This is a genomic window from Paracoccus sp. 08 (genome assembly GCF_024105395.1).
Lineage (GTDB): Bacteria > Pseudomonadota > Alphaproteobacteria > Rhodobacterales > Rhodobacteraceae > Paracoccus > Paracoccus marcusii.
Genome location: NZ_WEKR01000006.1, coordinates 1 through 20,811, shown reverse-complemented (window position 1 = coordinate 20,811; position 20,811 = coordinate 1). Strand labels below are relative to the sequence as shown.

General features: G+C 56.6%; 18 protein-coding genes. 6 read left to right on the top strand and 12 right to left on the bottom strand.

All coding sequences use genetic code 11. From position 1 onward, the window contains the following. Nucleotides 1–665: 665 nt before the first annotated feature. Genes gmd through GBO37_RS03125 form a run of 3 tightly spaced genes read left to right on the top strand, consistent with a single transcriptional unit; the run spans nucleotide 666 to nucleotide 3,892 of the window. Entirely contained in the window at nucleotides 666–1,787 is a 1,122-nt protein-coding gene (gmd, locus tag GBO37_RS03135; protein ID WP_252927168.1) for a GDP-mannose 4,6-dehydratase, read from the top strand. Then, complete coding sequence (locus GBO37_RS03130) at nucleotides 1,788–2,723, top strand: GDP-L-fucose synthase (protein ID WP_252927167.1); 936 nt, start codon at nucleotides 1,788–1,790, stop codon at nucleotides 2,721–2,723. It begins immediately after the preceding gene. Then, nucleotides 2,720–3,892, top strand: a complete 1,173-nt coding sequence (locus GBO37_RS03125) for a DegT/DnrJ/EryC1/StrS aminotransferase family protein (protein ID WP_252927166.1) — start codon at nucleotides 2,720–2,722, stop codon at nucleotides 3,890–3,892. The genes GBO37_RS03130 and GBO37_RS03125 overlap by 4 nt, the downstream gene beginning before the upstream one ends. A 26-nt stretch (nucleotides 3,893–3,918) precedes the next feature. On the opposite strand, the gene GBO37_RS03120 is transcribed toward GBO37_RS03125, so the two are convergent. From GBO37_RS03120 to GBO37_RS03110, 3 genes are all read right to left on the bottom strand, one after another. Next, nucleotides 3,919–6,042: a hypothetical protein gene (locus GBO37_RS03120; protein ID WP_252927165.1), complete on the bottom strand. Its 2,124-nt coding sequence runs from the start codon at nucleotides 6,040–6,042 to the stop codon at nucleotides 3,919–3,921. 1,026 nt (nucleotides 6,043–7,068) lie between these two features. Further along, nucleotides 7,069–7,701, bottom strand: a complete 633-nt coding sequence (locus tag GBO37_RS03115; protein WP_252927164.1) for a peptidoglycan-binding domain-containing protein — start codon at nucleotides 7,699–7,701, stop codon at nucleotides 7,069–7,071. A 66-nt stretch (nucleotides 7,702–7,767) separates the two neighbouring features. Then, nucleotides 7,768–8,142: a hypothetical protein gene (locus tag GBO37_RS03110; protein ID WP_252927163.1), complete on the bottom strand. Its 375-nt coding sequence runs from the start codon at nucleotides 8,140–8,142 to the stop codon at nucleotides 7,768–7,770. A gap of 69 nt (nucleotides 8,143–8,211) precedes the next feature. On the opposite strand from GBO37_RS03110, the gene GBO37_RS03105 reads away from it, so the two are divergent. Then, nucleotides 8,212–9,201, top strand: a complete 990-nt coding sequence (locus tag GBO37_RS03105; protein WP_252927161.1) for an ABC transporter permease — start codon at nucleotides 8,212–8,214, stop codon at nucleotides 9,199–9,201. Between the two features lie 249 nt (nucleotides 9,202–9,450). Next, a complete protein-coding gene (locus GBO37_RS03100; RefSeq protein ID WP_252927159.1) occupies nucleotides 9,451–10,623 on the top strand; it encodes a hypothetical protein in 1,173 nt (390 codons plus the stop codon). A gap of 218 nt (nucleotides 10,624–10,841) precedes the next feature. Here the strand turns inward: GBO37_RS03100 and GBO37_RS03095 are convergent, their stop codons facing one another. From GBO37_RS03095 to GBO37_RS03055, 9 genes are all read right to left on the bottom strand, one after another. After that, complete coding sequence (locus GBO37_RS03095; RefSeq protein WP_252927156.1) at nucleotides 10,842–13,100, bottom strand: sulfatase-like hydrolase/transferase; 2,259 nt, start codon at nucleotides 13,098–13,100, stop codon at nucleotides 10,842–10,844. Then, nucleotides 13,097–13,849, bottom strand: a complete 753-nt coding sequence (locus GBO37_RS03090) for a hypothetical protein (RefSeq protein WP_252927154.1) — start codon at nucleotides 13,847–13,849, stop codon at nucleotides 13,097–13,099. Before GBO37_RS03090 ends, GBO37_RS03095 begins: the two co-directional genes overlap by 4 nt. Further along, nucleotides 13,849–14,565, bottom strand: coding sequence for a hypothetical protein (locus GBO37_RS03085; protein ID WP_252927151.1), 717 nt, complete (start codon nucleotides 14,563–14,565; stop codon nucleotides 13,849–13,851). Before GBO37_RS03085 ends, GBO37_RS03090 begins: the two co-directional genes overlap by 1 nt. Nucleotides 14,566–14,664: 99 nt before the next feature. After that, nucleotides 14,665–16,380: a hypothetical protein gene (locus GBO37_RS03080; RefSeq protein WP_252927150.1), complete on the bottom strand. Its 1,716-nt coding sequence runs from the start codon at nucleotides 16,378–16,380 to the stop codon at nucleotides 14,665–14,667. 13 nt (nucleotides 16,381–16,393) lie between these two features. Further along, on the bottom strand, nucleotides 16,394–18,478 hold the full coding sequence (locus tag GBO37_RS03075; protein WP_252927147.1) for a hypothetical protein: 2,085 nt from the start codon (nucleotides 18,476–18,478) through the stop codon (nucleotides 16,394–16,396). Continuing rightward, entirely contained in the window at nucleotides 18,478–18,852 is a 375-nt protein-coding gene (locus GBO37_RS03070) for a hypothetical protein (RefSeq protein ID WP_252927144.1), read from the bottom strand. The genes GBO37_RS03075 and GBO37_RS03070 overlap by 1 nt, the downstream gene beginning before the upstream one ends. Then, nucleotides 18,837–19,409, bottom strand: coding sequence for a hypothetical protein (locus GBO37_RS03065; RefSeq protein WP_252927142.1), 573 nt, complete (start codon nucleotides 19,407–19,409; stop codon nucleotides 18,837–18,839). Before GBO37_RS03065 ends, GBO37_RS03070 begins: the two co-directional genes overlap by 16 nt. Then, nucleotides 19,406–20,080 (bottom strand): hypothetical protein, encoded by a 675-nt coding sequence (locus GBO37_RS03060; protein WP_252927140.1) that lies wholly within the window; start codon nucleotides 20,078–20,080, stop codon nucleotides 19,406–19,408. Before GBO37_RS03060 ends, GBO37_RS03065 begins: the two co-directional genes overlap by 4 nt. Then, complete coding sequence (locus GBO37_RS03055) at nucleotides 20,080–20,517, bottom strand: hypothetical protein (RefSeq protein ID WP_252927137.1); 438 nt, start codon at nucleotides 20,515–20,517, stop codon at nucleotides 20,080–20,082. Before GBO37_RS03055 ends, GBO37_RS03060 begins: the two co-directional genes overlap by 1 nt. Nucleotides 20,518–20,639: 122 nt before the next feature. Between GBO37_RS03055 and GBO37_RS03050 the strand changes: the two genes are divergently transcribed. Next, nucleotides 20,640–20,811 (top strand): transposase (locus GBO37_RS03050; RefSeq protein WP_252927294.1); only part of this gene is annotated, 172 nt, incomplete at its 3' end.

Below are 20,811 nucleotides of genomic sequence, written 5' to 3'. Positions count from 1 at the left end.
ATAGCCGTTCTTCGAGGGCATGGTGACGACAGACCACGCCCACTGGGGGCGGCTCAGGCGGCTGCTCTGCTGTTTGTCCCGCATGACACGGCCCACGACCAGGCCAGCCCGGAGAACGACCCAATCGTCGGCATCAGCCTCGTAAGTGACCTTTAGTCTCCAATGAGCGGTCACTCTGAATCACTCGTCCTGAGCACCCGGCTGCCGAACTGAAGTGAAAGCCAGTCGCGCAGCGAACATTCTGCCATCGCATCCCAAGCTGCCAGCATCGCGCGCAGGTGCCCGGTTGCCAGAGAGTAACGCTCAACCCGCCCAATCGTCGCACCACTTGATGCACGGGGCGCGATTCACTGAAAAAATGCGCTTGTATATCCGGTGGCGGAGCATGGCTGTCTCCTTCAGCACAACTGGAACAAAAGAAGAACATGGGCGATACTAAAGCTCCACGCCAGACCAGACCAGACCAGACCAAGAAGCCGACGACAAATGCACGTCAGACCAATTCTTTCAACCTTCGGCGAAGTGAACGCAATCCTTGCTCCCACAGGAGGAGAGCTTTACACCTTATAAAGATCATTAACGAAGTGCGGATCAACTCAAGGATGTTGATGCTACTATAAACGCGGTCCGCACACACCACCATGCAGGACAGAGAGAATTTAGATATGAAGAAGGCGCTGATTACCGGTATTACCGGTCAGGATGGATCTTATCTAGCTGAGCTACTTCTAGAGAAAGGATACGAGGTCCATGGCATCAAACGCAGAGCTTCACTATTCAACACTCAACGTGTCGATCATCTTTTCCAAGACCTCCACGAAGACAATGTAAGATTCAATCTCCACTATGGTGACCTGAGCGATGCCTCAAATCTGACGCGGTTATTGTCCGAGATCAGGCCCGACGAAGTATATAATCTTGGGGCACAATCCCATGTCGCCGTAAGCTTTGAGGCACCCGAATATACGGCCGATGTCGACGCGATGGGAACATTGCGTCTATTGGAAGCCATCAGGTTCCTAGGCCTCGAAAAGCATACGAAATTTTATCAGGCATCAACCTCTGAGCTATATGGTCTAGTGCAGGAAATTCCTCAAACAGAAACTACACCGTTCCATCCGCGTTCCCCCTATGCCGTCGCCAAAATGTACGCTTACTGGATTACGGTAAACTATCGCGAGGCCTACGGAATGTTCGCCTGCAACGGGATCCTCTTTAATCACGAGAGCCCTAGACGTGGTGAAACCTTTGTCACAAGAAAAATTACACGCGGATTGAGTAACATTGCTCAAGGCTTAGATACCTGTCTGTACATGGGAAACATTGATTCTATGCGTGATTGGGGGCACGCAAAAGATTATGTGCGAATGCAGTGGATGATGCTGCAGTGCGAAAAACCAGACGATTTCGTAATTGCTACCGGTGTCCAATACTCAGTAAGGAATTTTATCGAGTGGGCAGCAGAAGACTTGGGTATCGTCCTCGAGTTCAGCGGAAGCGGAGTTAACGAAGTCGGAACGGTAATTTCAGTAACCGGAGACTTGGCGCCGGGTGTGAAAGTTGGAGATGTAGTTGTCAAAATTGACCCGCGATACTTCAGACCTGCGGAAGTTGAGACGCTTCTAGGAGATCCTACGAAGGCCAAAAATTTGCTTGGATGGGAGCCTAAAATAACAGCCCGGGAGATGTGTCGAGAGATGGTAAATGCAGATCTAAGTACTGCAAAGAGTAGGGCATTCATGAACCTGCACGATATGAATTCCCCAACGCTCCCGCGGAACGAATAAATGAGCGCCAGAGAAAAGGTTCTCATCACTGGGGGGTCAGGGATGGTTGGTAAAAACCTAGTTAGCGCGCTTGATCATAATCGATATGAAGTGCTTACTCCAACCAGTCTAGATGTTGACCTAAGCGACAAACGCTCAGCATTTAATTACATTGATAAACAACGCCCTGGAATAGTTGTCCACGCAGCCGGAATTGTTGGCGGCATCCAAGCTAATCTAGCTGAGCCAATTCGATTTTTGACAAAGAATTTAGAAATTGGTGCAAACACCATTCTTGCTTCATTAAACGCCGGTGTAGCCTCGCTTATAAACTTATCTTCAAGTTGTGTGTACCCAAAGGACATCGGAAGTAACCTTACCGAAGACGATATTTTATCCGGCAAACTAGAGCCTACCAATGAAGGATATGCCTTGGCAAAGATTACTGCCATGAGGCTGTGCGATTTCGTACGTCGCGAGCATCCGGAACTGAACTACAAGAGTGTTGTTCCTTGCAATCTATATGGGCCATGGGACAAATTTCACCCGAAGAATTCTCACTTGATCCCGGCGATAATCCACAAGGTCCATAATGCAAACCAACGGCAAGATTCACAAATTGAAATATGGGGCGACGGAACTGCGCGTCGTGAGTTTATGTATGTGGCGGACCTCGTCGACGGGCTTGCAAAAGCTGTAGCTGATCCATGTGCACTACCGGACACCATGAATATGGGATTAGGATACGACTTCTCCATTCAAGATTATTATGAAGCAGTCGCTGGTGTTGTAGGATGGAGCGGATCCTTTACCTACAATCTATCGAAACCGGTTGGCATGAAACAAAAGCTGCTAAACGTGGAGCGGCAGCGAGCTTGGGGATGGCAGCCAACTACTTCCCTCGTGGACGGAATAAAAAGAACATATCAATTCTATCTGAAGGAACACGCTCAATGACGATCCGATACCCCCTCGCTACATCCTCGTGGGATAATAATGAGCTGCAGGCCATTCAACGAGTGATAGCATCTGATCAGTATTCAATGGGAAACGAAGTTAAGCTATTTGAAACTCAGTTCGCGGCGTGGGTAGGCTCAAAGTTCGCAGTAATGGCTAACTCGGGGTCCTCAGCCAATCTGTTGATGACGGCAGCACTGAGATACACCAAAAATTCGAACTATAGATTAGAAATCGGAGACGAGATAATTGTACCGGCAGTATCCTGGTCAACGACTTACTACCCGCTTCACCAATACGGTCTTAGATTAAGGTTTGTGGATATCGATCTAGAAACTCTGAACTATGATCTTGATGCACTTCATGGCGCCATAACTGAGCATACAAAAGCAATAATTTGCGTCAATCTACTAGGCAACCCGAACGACTTCGCGGTGATTAAAGATATTGCGTCAAAACATGACTTAGTTATCATCGAAGATAACTGTGAGTCTATGGGCGCTACATTTGAAGGAAGACAAGCTGGCACCCATGGTCTTCTTGGAACTTTCTCAACCTTCTTCTCGCACCATATTTCTACAATGGAGGGAGGCGTCGTCGTCACAGACGACGAGGAGCTATATCATATCCTCTTAGCATTACGTGCTCATGGGTGGACACGAAACTTACCTGATCATAACCTGCTAACTGGACAAAAATCTGCGGATCCATTTGAAGAGAGTTTCAGGTTTGTCCTACCTGGATACAACCTTAGGCCCTTAGAGATGTCGGGTGCTATCGGGCAAGAACAGCTAAAAAAGTTGCCTTCTTTAATAGCGGGACGTCGCGAAAACGCAAAGAAGTGGCAAGCAGCGCTTGGAGATCACCCTGTCTTTACTATTCAGAAAGAAATTGGAGATTCTAGTTGGTTTGGCTTCTCGCTTATTATTCGAAATGGTGTGGATGCTACGCGCAGTGAGGTTCTAACTCGCCTTTCAAACCTTGGTTTTGAGACAAGGCCAATCGTGAGTGGAAACTTCACTAAAAACCCAGTCCTACAGCTAATGGATTACAGCATCCATCAGTCCATGAAGAATGCTGAGATCCTTGATCGAAATGGTTTTTTCATCGGAAATCATCATTATGACCTGACAGAGTCGATTAACGTCATGAGCGAATTTACAGCGTAACACGTATTACCTGCGCCACGCCTTATTTAAAGGCTGGCTGCAGGCTGTATACGATCTATTCGACTGGAGAACCTACCCGGCTTTCTATTCCAACCCTGGAGACGAAGAGAGAGCTTTTCTGCTTCGTCAGTCTTCCCCATCTTCTCAAGTACTTTCCTAAGCAACTGTGTTGTTCGAAGAGCTCCAGGAGCCAATCCGTCAGCCCTCACCGCAAGGTTATACGCAAGATCGATAGTCTTAGGTGAACGCCTCAAGATATCTGCCGATAGCAAAATTATCTCAATAGCGTCATGTGGACATTTCTCTAAGTTGAGGAGGATGTCGATTGCCTCTGTTTTTTTTCCAAGCTTCATTTTCGTTAGAGCAAGTTCCGATTGGAAAAAGATATTGCCTCCCGATAAATCGGCTGCAAGTTCATAGAGGCGGTCGCTCTCATCACATCTGTCTTGCAATAGTCGAAGCCTTGCAAGTCGGATCAGTGCAAAATGATTGGAAGGATCATCCGATGCGGCGGTTTCGACGAGTAACGTTCCTTCGCTTTCAAGTCCAGCCTGCAGATAGAGCTGCCCTAAAAGGGACTTTACTGGCGGGGTTTCAATCTTTGATCTGTAAGTTGACTTATAAAAGTTTATTACCTTTTTTTGATTTGGGAGGTTCCAGAATGTAGCTGGAAGTGAAGTTGAGCACAATTCTTTCCAATCCCTGACGTCAAGCTCAAATGGGATGAATTCGAATGTGCCTTCACCGCAATCACGTCCTCGCAACTCATCTAATTGCGTCCTTAAAACTCTATGGATATCTAAGAACTTTGGCGCACCAGAACGCCGCATTACTATCAAGTCTTTTGGTAAGGGGTATGAGTTACTGCTATCAGGGTTGAGATGCGCTGTTACTATCCCATACAAGACACGATTAATAGGAAGCAGAGGCTGGAGCCAGTTTGCAATGTGGTACAGGCGTACGGCTTCGTTGAATAATCCCTGAGAAAATGCTGTTAACCCCGACCATGCGTATGTTTGTGCATTGGCCAAATTGGTACGAATAGGACGCTTTTTTAGGAGATCTACTATCTGCCGGCTGGTTTCAAGGTCTCCTATATAGAAGCTTTCCTCTGCGAGCAGATCGTAAATGTATGAGTAATTAAAACCTCGCCTCATGTGACTTTTCATAATATTGAATGCGACTTCAGGGCTGCCAACTTTCCGGTGATGCTGAATAAGTTCTGGAAAATTTTGCCCCAAATCAGCATCGCCGGCAAACCGTTCTGGTGATGAACGGATTCGTTTTGTCAACTCATGCATTGAATCATTGCGTTCAGCGTTTGTGAGATCTTCTTTCACACTAACGATACTACAGTTCCCAATCAGCGCTGCGACGCCAGAAAACGCGCTCGCCCCAGGGGCAACAATCGTTTTACATCGTGACATCAAATACAGTTCCATAAAGTCATTCTGAAGCCGTGTCAAATTTAGGTCTGTTAAGAAACGGTCCGCGCGGACGATATTGGAGGATATTCCGCAAAACGCATTTAGCTCGTGTTCTGCGTCCGAGAAGATCAAAATCTTGCTGTTTTCGTCACGGCTAATTGTCCTCTTAATATGCTTCTCATAAAACACACTTGGGACGTATTTATCCGGCCATAGTACGTTAGACGGGCGAGCATGTGGGTCAATAATGTCCCCCCGCCGCAGGTGATAAGCTGTGAGGGAGCTTCCAGAGAACTCCGCTTCAATTTTTAGTATTGCTTGCGATACTGCTTCTGAAAAATTAATGCTTAATAAGCTTTGAGCTAGTGCAGTTTTAACAGTAGAAGAATCTTCCCATGGCATTACGACAGGAATCATCGCTTCGCTTATTTTGTAATCAACTTCAGAAAATTTTATGTTGAAGAATTGTTCTTCAGCTAGTGGATCGCGAAAATTTTCAATCGCCTTCAGGTCTCTTTGCAAGTCTCCGTAAGATCGCTCAGTTTCCCTATGTTCTGCAATAAACTTTTCGCTGAATAGTTCTTGTGGTTTCTGAAGCTCAGGGCTTACATCCGCATGGTCTGCCCAAGTGAAGCTGAAGCTCGTATCGTAGTCAGTGGCTAAGCGTATCGCATTTAGCAGGGCGCCAAGTCGTCCGCCAAGGCGATCGTTACGGACGGCCACTATTTTCGCACACATACTTACACACCCGTCAGTGGATTTGCTGCATTTATTTCAGATGGTCTTAAATGTAACCGACCAGTCAAACTGGCGATTGTATTCAGTTCTTGCGGCATCAATGTTTTTGTACACCGTCCCATCCGTCAACTTCACTTCTCCGGTAGGAAGCAAATAAGCGTCGACATCACTGGCATCGAGGGTGATGAGTATTGGGCCATATTCAGTTATCCGCCAAGCGATAATTGGGGAGACCTCATAATTAAAGGTGTCATTGGAGGAATGGAATTTAACGGCTTGTGCGGTTATTAACGATCACTGAAAGTTTATCTTCAAGATCATCAAAATTATCAAGTGAGGTTGTATCAATCGTGTCTGTATATATTCTTCCGTATCCGCTGTTTGTTTTTTCGATCCTATTAATCGAATTTGAATTGATAAGACCGCAAGATGTTCTGATAAATGTCATGCGGAGCCTCTGTTCTGGACTTATTCAACGCTGTAGTCGTAGACCCGATAGCTGCACTGTACCCAATAGTTGATTTATGCGCAACTTTTGCGATACACGGGCATCATTCCGCAACTTTCCGTTGCTTTGGGAATCACCAACTTCGAGCATCAGCGTCGGTTAGCTTGGCGTACCAACTCTCAGTTTGCCCCTTCTCATATGGATTTACCTGCTATCGCGAGCGTTTCGCTGACAGGGCGCGGTTCCAGTGCGGCGAGGATACCAGCGCGGGCGCGGTAGTGGGGAGCAAGCCTAGGTTGCCGACGGTCCGTCCTGCTACCTAGGCTGTTATCCTACGCGACCTATTTGGGTACGTTCACCCGATCCGGCACCCAGTAGGCAACCGCCCAAGCGACGCCCGTGCCGACGAGCGTGGCGACCGCCGGGCCAGCTAGCGAAGGGGCTAGGGAGGGCATGACCTCGGACCATGCGGCCGTGACGACAGCTGCCACCCCGCCGCCGGTAAGCAGCTTGTTCGTCGGAAGTGCCGACAGTTGTTTTGCGAGTTGCATAGTTCAGGCCTTTCAGTGGTTGAGAAGTTCGCAACGGACCATTTCGCGGAGGCGATTGCCCACCGCGATCGGATCGCCAGGCTGGTCCATGCCCGGCAACCAGGTGATGTCCCATTTCCAGCGCTGGACGATACCCAAGGTCGGCTGGATCTCGGCGTAGGATAGGGTCGACCAAGGCGAGACGGGAATATCGTAGAGACGGCAAATGCGCGCGGTCTCGCGTACAAGGCCAGAGACCTGCGCCGGGGTGATCGGGGCGCGGCCGGGGTTGAAGGGCCGCTCCACCGCACCTGCCATGGCGCAGATCGAAACGCCGACCGCGCCGCCATTGGCGTTCAGCGTGTGGCTGCGGCGAATGGTCGGGCCGACCGGATGGACAGCGGGGCCGTCAGCCGTGATCAAGCTATGATAGGCACCAAGGTCCGTGCGGTTCGGGACATAGCTGCCGCCGGTCCAGTGCCAGTGAACCCGGTTGATCCCGGACGGATGCTCGAACGGCAGCCCCTTAGCGCGCTGCGAGGCGAATGCGGCCTCGAAGGCTGCGCGGGTGCGGCGACCGTCGAGGCCGTCGATAGGGCCTGGCCAGAAGCCCAGTGCGGCGCACCGCGCCTGGCGGGCGAGGATCGTGGTCATCTTCGCGGTCATGAATGCTCCAGACATGAAAAAGCCCCGCACGGAGGCGGGGCGGTTAAAGACGCGGATGGGGTGAGATCAGCTGCCGCGATCTTCGCGCTGGCTGGTGATCTGGCGTAGTAGATCGTTCGTTTCGCGCTGCGCCGCTTTTAGTTCGTCCATTGATCTGGCCAGAGCTTCATAGCGCTCGCTGTTCCGGGCGTCAGAGATCTCCAGCTGCTGGATCGAGCGACGATGCGTGACAAGATCAGCACGGATGTCGGTCAGCTGCTTTTCGTGGGTCAGCCGCAGTTCCTGGGTAGCTTGGCCGCCTTGCAGCTCGATGCGCTTCATCTCGCGCTGTCCTTCCAGCAGACCTGCCTGCAGGGTGGCGTAGGACACTGCCACAGCCACTAGCGTTGCGCCAATCGACCAAACGTTGCCCCAGGTGATTCCACCTTCGATCTTCGCCATCAGATATCCTTTCCGTGCCGGTCGGGCCGGGTTTAAGTAGTTTTGAGTGCAACGAAAAAGCCCCGCACGATGGCGGAGCTTGGTGGGCAGATGACCTCAGTGGCCGCGAGGGGATGTTCAAACACCCTAACCATGAACGAACGTAGCAACGTCGTCGCTTTTGTGCGGGCTATACGGGGGCAGGTCTGCCGCCTATGTTGTCTTAAAAATCGATTCCGACCAAATGGAGTGCTGGAGTTGTTTGAACGACGCAAGACCAAGAGCATGGCAGGCGCCGCGTTCACGCTCTCAGCCTTAATATATCATCAGACGGTATACGACTTAAGAACTTCTAGCAGAAATGCACTGGCCGGATTGGCGATCATTGTATTTCAGAACCTCGCCTTAGTGGCGGTTTTTATGGGTATGTATTATCTGATTGGCATAAGAACATCTCCGGTTAGGGGAGATTTTCTTCTGTTCATCATGTCCGGAATTTTTGTCTATATGACCCATGTCAAAGCCGTGGGTGCTGTTTCATCTAGCTATTCAGTTTCGAAAGCAGTGATGAAGCATGAGCCTCTAAGTGCTGCGGTATTGATTTCCGCCTCCGCCCTCTCAGCTCTATACCAGCAAGTATTGGGCTGCTTTGTCATTCTGTCATTCTACCATCTCGCTGTTAAACAGATCACTATTGACCAATGGCAAGGTGTAGCAGGAATGTTTATGCTTGCGTGGTTTTCTGGTTGCTGCATCGGCATGGTATTCTTAGGGATCAGGCCTTGGGCTCCAAAGGCTGCGGGAGTGATAACTACGCTTTATTCTCGGATCAATATGTTTGCATCGGGAAAGATGATGGTGGCAAACTCCATTCCGGGCTTCCTCCTTCCGTGGTTCGATTGGAATCCCCTCTTTCACTTGATCGACCAAGGTCGGGGCTTTATGTTTATAAACTACACGCCTAGGGTGACAGATTTATTGTATCCTGTCTGGGTTTCCATAGCGGCTTTGATGGTCGGCCTGCTGATTAACTTCACCACTAGAAAATACGAGTCTGCTAGCTGGGGAGCGACCTCATAGGAACCTAGCGGCAGTTGGCGTGCGTTGCAATATTGACATCCATAACGGAGACTAAGGAAATGGAAATACACGAACGAAAATCAGAAAATTTAATGGAATTAGAAGCGAAGCTCGCTACAGCAATTGAGACGCTTGAGACAATCAAAGCGGACTGCAACCATCGTGATTCCAGTCCGCTTGGTGATATCGCTGCGGATGGGCTGGCAGCAATAACAAGCCAGTCGGTCAGGAAATAAGGAGCTTCTTAACATGGACGTTGCAACGCCCCTGCCAAAGGCGACAGGAAACAGCTTTGGGCGCCATGTGGTGACTGGCGAAGATGTCTTGACGTTTCTGACAGAGATATCCGCGTCAGATAATATTGTTGGTATCACTTGCGCAGGTAAAACGGACGGAGGCGGTGCGCAGGTATTGGCCGTCATGTCAACCTTGGCCTATAGTGATGCCACAGGCGTACCGTATTTCCATTCGCCGTTTACCGAAGTTCGTTTTGACGATGGCAACCCTGAATGGGCTTGTCGATGGGAACGGTTCTTCAATCTAGGGTTAGGTGAAAACAGCCTCCCTTTCGATGTGCCAGTGCTGGATGCTTCTCAATATATCGAAGCTGGGCGCCCGAGCGGCGTAATTATACGAGTTCCCTACTGCCACAATTTCATCCATAGAGACGGAACCGCCGATGCCTACTCCACAACCATGCGGGAGAGGTTTCGCCGCAAGTACGCAAGCGGGCCCAATAAAGGTCAGTATCCAGATCGGTACATCGCGGTCCACATACGCCGTGGCGATGTCTCAAATGATAAGCATTCGAGCAGGTTTACATCAAGCGATCGCATCCTAGAAGATCTAAGACTTTTTAGGCAGCGCACTGGAAGCACCCTGCCTTTCGAGGTTTTTTCCCAAGGCAACGAAGCAGACTTTAATTTCCTGCCGAAAGGTGAGGTTTCTCGCCTGCATCTGGACGTTGATGTATTCGAAACCATCGACCGAATGGTCTGCGCCGACGGTCTGATTATGGGGCGTAGCTCCTTCAGCTATCTCTCGGCACTGCTCGGGGACGCCCCGGTCATGACGGACCTATGGTATCACCGCCCCCTCAGCACCTGGTTCGTTCCTACGGGGTATGGGGATGCTCTGCCATGGGGCACTATCGCAAGTAACAAGAGGCTCACGCGAAATCTTCACAGTCGCCTAGCAACAGACCCTGACGGCGTGATCGCAGAGGCGTCTCAAAATCCAAGGCTATTTAAAGAAAGTCCGGTGGCGAGATGGTATCTGGCGCTCGCCTATCTCAGGAACCAACCTGAGAAAGCAGAGCCAATATTGAATGAACTCGCGCTAGGACGAAGCGGAGTGGCCAACTCTGCCCGCCGAACAGTGGCCAATCGTTACTCTGACAGGCGTATAGATCAGAAGAAGTAACAGTTTGCTGGCGAGCCGAACCATCTATTCGATTGCTGCCGGAACTTCAGGCACGTCAGCCGGCCTTATTGGATCGGCAGGGCTGTCATGTATAGGGCATTCACTCGTCAGCCATCCAAGATAATTGGCGCTGTCTTCTCCGTCGAAATCCAATGGATTGCACCGGCACCCTTGCTCAAAAGCGTCGGGGGTGCCGGGAAACGGTAGCGGCTTGGTACTCATAGCAGAACCCTTTTCCGAACCTGGGCAACGGTGATCGCGATCGGGCTGTTCACTTCCACCCCGCGCGCGCCGTCAAAGATCAGCACCGAATTCGGCGTCACTTGAAGAAACCGGGGATTTGCAGCCCAGGATGTCAGATCGATCACCTCATTGTTCCACCAATCGGTGATCTGCACCGTTCCCGATGGCCCGATGATGAACGTGTCCGTGCCGGATCCACCCGTGACGTTCGCATTGCCCTGGGTGTGGATCGTGTCATCGCCGTTGCCGCCGTCGATCACGTTGTTTCCCGGCCCGGTGTAGATCACATCATCCCCGTTCCCGCCATAGATCGTATCGTCGCCAGGCCCGCCAAAAATCGTATCGGGACCGCCGCCACCTTCGATCAGGTCATTTCCGCTGCCACCCTCGATCCGATGGCCTGTTACCCGGTCATCCACAACAATGTGGTCATCACCAGGCCCGCCGAACATCGGGATGCCGCCGGATCCAATCAGGGTATCGTTGCCGGGCCCACCGTCCAGGATCGAGTTTGCACCCTTGGCCGTCAGGTGGTCATCACCGGCCCCGCCGTAAAGGCGCGAGGTGCTGCCACCCTGCATCCGATCGTTCCCTTTTCCGCCCATGCCGATATAGGCATACATCGGCGAATCAAGCGTGACGCCCCCATCATGGGCCACGATCGTCGGGCGTGACCGGCCGGATTTGACGGCGACCGTCAGCGCCTGGATGCCCTCGGGGATGGTGTATGTGGTGTTATCGGCCCACCCCGACAGATAGACCGAATTGCGCCCACCATCGGCACCCTCGATTACGGCGCCGGATCGGGGATCGATCTGGAACGTGGTGTCCTTGTGCCCGCCTCGATAGACCGCGCCATGTTCCATGGCATAGCGCGCAGCGTCCAGGACGGTTGGCATTTCAGGATCGGTGGTAAAGATCCCGTAGCGGGCCATCTCGATCACCAGCCGCGCGCGCATGTCCGCGATCAAGGCGGCGTTCGCCGGCGCAAGTTGCGGGCTGCAAAGATTGAACGCCTGCGCGCTGTCGCTGATGATGTCGTAAAGCTCATCCTCCTTTGAAGGATAACGGATGTAACGATAGCGGCCCCATCCGATCGAGTTGGTGCCCAGGACCGCCGTCAGCGCGCCCCGATCCTCATAGTCACCAGACCCCCCCGGCAGTAACGGCAAGAGGGATTGACCCTGCAGACGATCGAGGCGCGGGATACCAGCGGCGTCCAAGATCGTGTGCATGATGTCCATCAGACTTACAGGCGTGTTGACGACGCTGCTAACCGTCTGGCCGGGCCCCTTGACGATCAGGGGGGTGCGGGCCGCCTGTTCCCATGGCGTCAGCTTGTTCCAGGCGTTGTGATCGCCCATGTTGAAACCATGATCGGAAAACACCAGCACGGCCGTGTCATCCGCAAAGGGTGATGCGGCCAGCGCGTTCAGGAAAGCCCCGGCGCGCACATCGGCATGATAGGTGCAGGCGAGATAAGCCCAGACATGATGGCGCCATGCCTCGTCGCCGAGGCGCTCATAGCCTGTATTAGCGTTCATAAACTGATTTGCGAATTCCGTTGGCAGCGGCAGATCGCCAAGGCTCCAGCTGGTCGGCCAGGTGATCTTGTCCACGTCAAAGGCATCATAGGCCCAATCCGGCGCGGTGTATCCGGTATGGGGATGCTGCGTGCCCAGAAACAGCGCCCACGGCCTGTCCGTTGGCATGGCCGCCAGCTTGTCGACGCCCCACTGGAACACGCGGGCATCGTAATAGGCGGCATCGCTGCCGGGGAAGGACGGAACCCGATTAATGTTGAAACCGGACGGCCACAGCTCCTGGGCATTGTCCAGGTTCGGCGTGAAGGATCCATTTGGCATCTGCTCGTCTGCGACCTGCCGCTGAACATCCAGCGGCTGCGTGAAATAGCCGTGCATGATCTTGCCGGCCCATCCGGCATAGTATCCATGGCGGCGCAGATAGGACGACACATTGTCCCGCGATCGATCCTTGTCAAACCAGTTGGTGTCTGCGTTGGACAGACTGCCGGTTTCCCATGGGGAATATCCGGTAAAGGTGGCCTCTCGCGACGGGGCGCAAACGGGAACCACGCAATATCCCCGATCAAACACCGTTGCCCGCTCGCACAGCCGATCAAGGTTTGGCGTTCTGAACGCCTCGCCAAACGTATTGCGCAGCAACCGATACGGCACCAGGTCATCGAAAGTGATCACGACGATATTAGTCATGCGTAGACCTCCGAAAAGTAATTGATCAGCATCACCCGCGCCGGATCCTCGACATCACCCAGAACCCCACGGGGGAAAACCCATGTGTCCAAAATGGTGTCGCGCAGGTTCCGGCCCACGGCAGGCGCCGCGGACTCGGCCGCGCCATAAACAACGTCCAGCGGCCCGGTGAACGCCGGATCATAGGATGCGGAAACAGATTGCAGCGCGATCCCCCTACGTTGGGCGATCATCCGCAGAACGCCACCCGATCGCGAAATGATTGCCATGGTCGGCCCGGGTTCATTGAAAACCGGATTAGTCTGCAGGATCACCTTGGATCCCCTCTGGACCTGCAGACGAAAGCCGGTGTTGACCAGGCGCAGCCCGTTAGTCGAAACGGCATCGATCGCCATCACGTCCTGCGACCCCGACAGTGCGGCATCGCTGTTCCAGACCATGCCGGCAGCAAAGCCAGCCTGCGTCAGCGGCGTCAGGCATAGCAGACTGCGGTTCTCCGTCTGCGATCCCAAGCCACCGGCCAGCCCGTCAGCCGTGACAACGGGCGCAGGCCCCACGCTGCCGGGCGCTGCAGTCAGCCCATAAGCCCCACCGCGCGGCCTCACGGCCGTGATGCGATCGGCCGCCACAGTGCAGAATTGCGGTTCAAGGGAACAGAACGACAGGGCGCCAAGGGCAGCAAAGGCGCGGCTGAAATTCACCGCGCCCAGATCGAGGGCCGGGGCGGGGGCGTTGATCTTAACAACCATCAGGAAACCTCGAATTGGAAGGGAAGGGCATGGCGATAGAGGGGCTGGCCGGTGCGCGACATCACCGACCAGTTGTCGCGCATGTTCCCGTCTGCAGCTGCAGGACCGAACGCATAACGCAGGGTGCCCGCCGCCGCTGTTGTCAGCGTGATGCGCAGCCTGGTCATCAGCCCGGTCAGGGGATCGTCCACGACGCCGGCGGTGGTGATGGCTGCACCGGAATAGGTCAGCCCCAACGTGACCGGCGCAGATGGTAGCAGCGAAAACCCTGCCATCACTTCAAAATCAACGTCGATGATGTTGCCGGTGCGCCGTGCAAGGAAAGCCATCGGCGGCAACCAGGACGGATCAGCCGCGCAAAGCGCGTCCAGCTCGGCCAGCATGGTGACAGCCTCGGGCGTGGGATTGACCAGACCCGATCGAGGACAGGCATACAGCGGCGCAACCAGGCGCATGGGGGCCACCCCGCGATCGCGGAAAGCCTCGATCGTGGCCTGGGTGGATGCAAAATCACCGCGCTGCGACGTGCCGCAAGGCACCATGACATTGATCTGTCGCGCGCCGGCCTCGCCAAGTTTGGTAACAAGCGCGCGCAGATCCGCCGCGTAGGTCGGGCTATCGCTGCCAGCCCCGTGCATGATCGTGACCGCATCGAATTGACCGATGCGGTCATACGCGGCCAGCTGCTGCACGAACTGGTCACGGGCGCGCAGCACGTTCAGCCAACCTTGTCCGCTGGTCAGCTCGGGCAGCGTTGCCCCCACGACGCACCCGTGGCGGTGATGCCGACAGCGGGTGCAACCGCCTCCATACCGTTAAGCCCGTCCTGGCCGCCCTGATCGTCCAGCGTGACGATCAGGGCGGCGCGCCGGTGCCATGCTGGCCGGCGCCAATCCCAACCCGTCGCCATAAACGATCCGCAGCGGGACGCGTGATGCGCCGTTGATGAACGGTTCTCCATTTGGAAGCGCGACATATTCACGCGGATATTCATACGGGTCCAGAACGGCCGTGAAAGTCAGCAAGCCGGTTTCATCCTGCCAGACCGACCAGCCATCCGTGCCGCCAAGCAGATCCGGGGATCCGGGGGATGCCGAACCACCGCCACCACCGCCCGGCATTTCATCCGCCAGCCAATCCAGTGTTTCACGATCGAGGCGCAGCCGGGTTTCGCCCTGCGGGTTCTGCGTCATCGTCGGGACGCCGCCGATCGTGACGATCACCGCATTGTCGCCGCGACCCAATGCCTGCGGGGCAGTCTCCACTTTTAGCGCATTGATGTCGGCCTGCTGCGCGGCATCGGTGGCCGTCAGCGCCGATGTAGCCGACAGGAACGCGCCCTGGTTTGGCTGTTCCGCCCATGCGCCATGGGCTGCACCATCCCATGTCCGCGAAAAGATCCGGCCGCCGACATCGCGCCAGATCGTGCGGGATCCCCCCGCTGCCGGTAGCGTCTCGGCGGTGCCGGTATGCGGCGCGGCAAGGGCAACAGGCGCATCAGCGATCACGGCATCCGTGAATCGTCGCAGCCGGTTGGGGGCCGTCCACAGCGCCGCATTGCGATCGGTAAGCGTGCTGCCCGATGTAATGGTGATCTGCTGATGCGTCAGGCTGACGATCGCCGCGACACGCGCGGCAGTTTCGGCCGCAAGCTGCGCATAGGTGACATCGCCGCGAACAACGCGATATTGCCCCCCCGTGCGCCGCATCACAAGCGGCTGACCGATGACCAGCCCGGCCGCCGGAAAAGTGCTGCCATCGATACGGCGGATCTCTCGGGCAATATCGCCGGCAATGGCAATGGTCGGATTGTCGGCCGTGTTGGCGGCGGCGGGCACCCATACCAATTCCCCGCCATCCGATACGGTCGTGATGCCGGCCGAGACATAGGCGGGGGCGATGTCGGCAACGATCGCGTTGGCGGTCCCGCGCAGGTTTGAAAGCGGGATCGGACCAGATACCGCCAGCGCGTTGCGCAGCGCCGTGACGTCGGCTGCAGATGCTTGGCTGTCCCAGACAAGGCGCCACCATTGGCCTGCCGCATCCAGCCGATCGGTGCCGGTTTCTGTCGGCGGGACAGGCGCAGCAATGGGCCGGTAAAGGGCCGCGCCCGTGGACGTGACGCAAAGCACCTGGTTAGTGCCCGGTTGGGGGGTAGTGCCCGATGGCGTGGCGGATCCCAATGTCCAGATCCGACCATTGCGCAGCTCGGAAAGAATAGCGGCACTGTCATGGCGCTGGACGACGCCCCACCGCGCGCCGGTGGAAAACAAGGGGTCATCCGCAAAAGCCGTCCGCGATCGCAGCAGCAACGCATTGCCTTCGCGGACAATGACCATGTTGATAGACGCGGCAAGCATTGGGGTGCCCGCCTCGGCCGCCGCCCGGTTCACATAGCTTGGCGTAAGCAGCGGATCCAAGCCGTTGATGGCTGCGATGATCTCATTCAACAGATCCCGCATCGGGGCTTTGTCCACGCGCGTGTTGTCCGAAATCACCGCCGCGACGGTGCGGGTCAAATTCACAGCCATGTCTGGATGTCCCTTAGTATGTGCCGATATTCACCGGGGTGGAAACGATGCCCGATCCATTGCTGGATCGCAGGAAATAGGTCTGCGGGCTGGCCGTCAGGGCCACCGATCCTTGGACCGTTGACGCCTGGTCATAGAACCAGCGGATAAAGGTCGCGTTGGCAAAGTTGCCGTTGGGCCCGCGCCAGATCCCGGTTTGCCGATAGTTGGCGCCCAGATCGGGTGCGAAACTAAACGCAAGCCGGTCGCCCTCGATGCCGGCCTGGATCAGCTCCGGCGCGTCCGGCGGCGTCTGATCGGCGATGACCTGGATCCCCGTGATCAACGTCCAGGGGCTCGCCCTGGTGATGTCGCTCTGCCTCTCCCACAGCAGCGATGTCAGGCCGGGAAAGAACCGGCGGGCCCGGACATCATACAGCCGGCCATCGGCCAGATCCGGGGTGCGCCAATAGCCTGTTTCTTGATTGAACTCGGCCCGCGACCAGGGGCCGCTCGGGGATCTGCGGAACTGCACCCCGAACGCATAGCCGGCGATCGGTTCGACCACCCCCGACAAAAACAGCGTGTTGCCGTCAGAATTCACCGTTACCTGTTCGATGACGGGCGCCGGGATCGGTTGGCGGCCGTTCTCGGATCGGGCCGGCGCGGACGGCTTCATCCCTTCCTCGGGCCGGGTGAAGGGGTAGGCGGCCGGATCATCGCTTTCCAGCTCCACCTTGATCACCCCATCGGACGCGGACAGATCCAGCGACAGGCCAGTGATCCGCATCGGGACCATATTTAGGCCGCGATCGGGGCGGTGCAGGAAAACCCGTTCCTCGCCGATCAGGCGCAGCCCCCAGAACCGCAGGGACAGCGATGCGGTGATCATCGGGTTTTCGCGGGCCGCAGCTATCTTCGCCAGGTGGCGGGCCTGCCCATGGTGCTGGACCCAAGGCATCGGCATCTCTTGCGGCTTGGGTTCACCAAACCGGGCGATCGCGCGGGCGTTCTGCCAGGGATCGGCCGTGGTTTCGGTATAGTCCAGCGACGGTTCGACATACTCGGGCACCAGCGTGGTGACGCGATCGAGGCGCGACTTGCCCGGCCCATAATCCATACTGACGATCTTGGACTTGTCGATCACCAGCGTGGGCGCCTCATAGACCCCCATGCGGATCCCGATCTTGCCTTCCTGCGTCAGATACAGCGATGCGGCGCCGGCCTGCAGGATCCGATCGGCCACGTCCTTGGCGGGTTCATTCAAGGCATAGCTGCCCCCACCGGCAAAGCGCATCCGCGTGTTGCCGGCCGTGGGCAGATCGAACCGGCTTGCCTCGATCCCTGCAAACCAGCTCGGCAGATCGAATTCCTCAAGCGGGATCAGGCCCGCGCCAGCATCGGACAGATAGTGCAGCGCATGGCGCGCCACGTTGTCGGTGAAGCTCGCATTTCCGGTGGCGGGCTCATAGCAGGGGGCGCCGCGCAGGGTCATGGTGATCTCGGGCGGCCGGGCGCCGGGATAAACGTCGCTCACGTCCTCCGGTGGCACTGAATCGAATTCCGCCAGGACGGTGGCAACCCCGTCCAGGCGGTGCTGGCTGGCGATCCATCGGGTCGGGAATGCATCGTGCAGATCCGTCCAATGGCCCCCGGCGAACTCGGACCCCATGCCGGTGCGCACGCGCAGCCGCACCTTGTTGCCGTTCCAGGGCGCCGTGGTCACATAGCCTTGGGCGTTCACGTTGACTTTCTTGCCGTCCAGATACCACTGATCGATCCCGGAAATGCCCCCGGTGGATACGGCCAGTAGGACGTACGCGCGGCGGGTGCCGGGGATAGAAACGCCTATAACCTCCTGCGTGAAAACCTTGTAATCCGAGAACATCAGCGTCCCCCCCACGCGCACCCGACCGAAATGCTGGACGCGATCGGACGTGCCCGATCGGATGTTGCTCTGCAGATCTCGCGGCCGTGGCCCCTGCTGCTTGGGCCCGAACTTCTTCACAACCGCGCTCACGGCCAGGTTCACGCCAAGGCTGATCACGCTGGTGACGATAGCCGCGCCAACGCCGCCGGCGGCAATGATGCCGCCGACCCATACAAATGCAGCCGGCATTACTTACTCCATGCGATGATCGGGCGCGCCGGGGCTTCCCCCAATCCGCGCAGGGTTCTAAAGGCCCAGGCTTTCCCGGTGCAGATCGCGGCCGTTTCCTGGCCGAGAATTAGGATCACCCCGACATCGCCGGCGATCGGGGCGGTGGTGATCCGCAGGGGCGCCATGCGGGGGCGCAGCAGCTCGGCCAGGCCGCCGGCGATCAGGGCATCCGCGCCGACTTCCGCGTCATAGGTGCCGCGCAGATCTGCGATCGGATCGTGGTCCCAATGCAGCCGGCACCAGTCAGACATCCAGGCGGTGCAATCAGTGCGGCCCCAGATCCATGGCAGGGCCGCGCCGGCGGTCACGAACGGGTTCAGCCCGGCAGCCATCCGACGAACTCCGCACCGCTGCTTTCGTAAAGGGCGACATATTCGCACCCGCGATCGCCGGGCGATCGCATCTGCTGATCTCGGTCGGTGTATTTCCCCAACAGGGCCGCATTGCGATCCTTGAACGGCCCCTCCACGCGGACCTCAAGATAATCCGATGACACGCTGTCACGCCGTCGGATGTCAGCGATCAGGCCGCTATGGATATGCACGGCCGGGCCCACGGCCACACCGTCCAGAAACAGCACCAGGCGCTGCGTCAGGCGGCGATCGCGCCACTCGCTTTCATCCGACAGGACGGCCAGACCCAGATCCGGGGTGACACGGCCGAGGCGGTAGCGCGCCGGGTGCGCGTCCATCACGCCCGACGCCTTGATCCCCTCGGCCTGGATCACGTTAAGCGCGGGGATCCAGATATGGGTGCCATCAGGCCAGGGCGTTGATCCCTCGATCGCGCGCACCGTCACCGATCGGAAATCGAACTGGAACGTGCGCCGCGCCTCGATTCGGTCGCGGTTCGCTTCCAGGAAAGCGATCTGCTGCGGGGTCCGGCTCATCGATCGAAATCCTCCACAAAGGTGATCGTCACGGGTTCGCCCCAGGACAGCAGATCGCGCGCCCGTTCACCCTCTCCATCGGTGGCGAACTTGGAATAGACCAGCGGCGGGGCGGTCTGCAGCCTGGTCCCGGCCGGGATCGCTTCGCGCAAGGGCGGCTCGATCTTCACCCACCCCCCGGCATTGCGGCGCACGACGCGGTAAAGAAACCCGTTCACGGTAAACAGGTCGCCCACATCGAAGGCCGGGCGGCGCGGGTTTTCCAGATCCACCGTGATCTGACTTGCGCCCGCGGCCACCATGCCTGTGGTGATCATCGGCTGCACCGCGGTGCCGGCCGACCATCCGGTGTCGTCCGAAAAGAACGTGGTATCTTGCCAGCTCTCTTGCAGAGGGCTCACGGCCTGATCGTAGGCATAGGCATCATAGATTGGGATTACCGCCGTGTTCAGGCGGCCGCGCATTTCTGAAACAAGCGCCTCGAACCGACGCAGGCGGGCCCGATCGTGATCGAGTTGGAACTCGAACTCGAACCGCCAGATGCCGGTGCCGGTGTCGATGATCTGCTCCGAACCGGACAAGCCGATGCCGGCACCCCGGCTTATCCAATCGATGTGATAGGCTGTCCTCGTCGTTCGGAATTGCTCGGCCGGCCAGTCGATAAGCGCCATTACATGCGCTCCTTTTCATACTGTGTCAGGGTTGCGACCTCGCCGGGCAGCTCGGCCTTGCTGAACCGCGCAACCCGGGCCTCCGCCGCCATACCGGCACGCTCGTCGACGAAGGCGGTTATATTGCCGTTCTTCGGATCGACGCCCACCAGAACCCGGGGGGCATCACGCGATCCGCCCGCCCTGTCAGCCATGCGCTTGGAGATGTCATGCGGGATGACCCGGGTGCCGCCCGGCAGATCAAGGATCTCGCCACCGCGTTCGTTGAGCCGCGCTAGACCATCCGGAGAGAATGGCGTGCCACGGGCGAAGGCCGGGATGGCATTCAGCCCGGCGCCGCTGAGCGCTCCGGCCAGAGCGTCTCCGCCGCCGAAGACGCTGCCGAGGATTCGGTTCAAGCCACTGGAGAAGAGCCGCGAGGCCATATCCGAAACCATGTTAGCGAACCGGACCTTCAGGTTGTCGAAGACGTCACCAAGGTTGCGCGCGCCCTGTGTGAGCTGCTGCCGGTTTCGTGGACACGAAGATAAGATCGCGACCAAGGAACTGGAGAGTGGATATGACGAGACGAAAGTTCAGCCGTGAGTTCAAGACAGAGGCCGTGAGGCTGGTAACCGATCGGGGCGTAGCGGTGTCACAGGCCGCACGCGACCTCGACCTGTCCGAGAGTGTGCTGCGCCGCTGGATGAGGGAATTGAGCGCAGCCCCGGCTGCTGCATTTCCCGGGAATG

Bases quoted from the DNA above. Each gene is read 5' to 3' on its own strand.
- GBO37_RS03060 (WP_252927140.1), bottom strand. From the start codon at position 20,080: ATGGCGCTTATCGACTGGCCGGCCGAGCAATTCCGAACGACGAGGACA.
- GBO37_RS03130 (WP_252927167.1), top strand. From the start codon at position 1,788: ATGAGCGCCAGAGAAAAGGTTCTCATCACTGGGGGGTCAGGGATGGTT.
- GBO37_RS03080 (WP_252927150.1), bottom strand. From the start codon at position 16,380: ATGGCTGTGAATTTGACCCGCACCGTCGCGGCGGTGATTTCGGACAAC.
- GBO37_RS03100 (WP_252927159.1), top strand. From the start codon at position 9,451: ATGGACGTTGCAACGCCCCTGCCAAAGGCGACAGGAAACAGCTTTGGG.
- GBO37_RS03065 (WP_252927142.1), bottom strand. From the start codon at position 19,409: ATGAGCCGGACCCCGCAGCAGATCGCTTTCCTGGAAGCGAACCGCGAC.
- GBO37_RS03105 (WP_252927161.1), top strand. From the start codon at position 8,212: ATGGCGGAGCTTGGTGGGCAGATGACCTCAGTGGCCGCGAGGGGATGT.
- GBO37_RS03090 (WP_252927154.1), bottom strand. From the start codon at position 13,849: ATGGTTGTTAAGATCAACGCCCCCGCCCCGGCCCTCGATCTGGGCGCG.
- GBO37_RS03075 (WP_252927147.1), bottom strand. From the start codon at position 18,478: ATGCCGGCTGCATTTGTATGGGTCGGCGGCATCATTGCCGCCGGCGGC.
- GBO37_RS03115 (WP_252927164.1), bottom strand. From the start codon at position 7,701: ATGACCGCGAAGATGACCACGATCCTCGCCCGCCAGGCGCGGTGCGCC.
- GBO37_RS03070 (WP_252927144.1), bottom strand. From the start codon at position 18,852: ATGGCTGCCGGGCTGAACCCGTTCGTGACCGCCGGCGCGGCCCTGCCA.
- GBO37_RS03110 (WP_252927163.1), bottom strand. From the start codon at position 8,142: ATGGCGAAGATCGAAGGTGGAATCACCTGGGGCAACGTTTGGTCGATT.
- GBO37_RS03125 (WP_252927166.1), top strand. From the start codon at position 2,720: ATGACGATCCGATACCCCCTCGCTACATCCTCGTGGGATAATAATGAG.
- GBO37_RS03095 (WP_252927156.1), bottom strand. From the start codon at position 13,100: ATGACTAATATCGTCGTGATCACTTTCGATGACCTGGTGCCGTATCGG.
- GBO37_RS03055 (WP_252927137.1), bottom strand. From the start codon at position 20,517: ATGGTTTCGGATATGGCCTCGCGGCTCTTCTCCAGTGGCTTGAACCGA.
- gmd (WP_252927168.1), top strand. From the start codon at position 666: ATGAAGAAGGCGCTGATTACCGGTATTACCGGTCAGGATGGATCTTAT.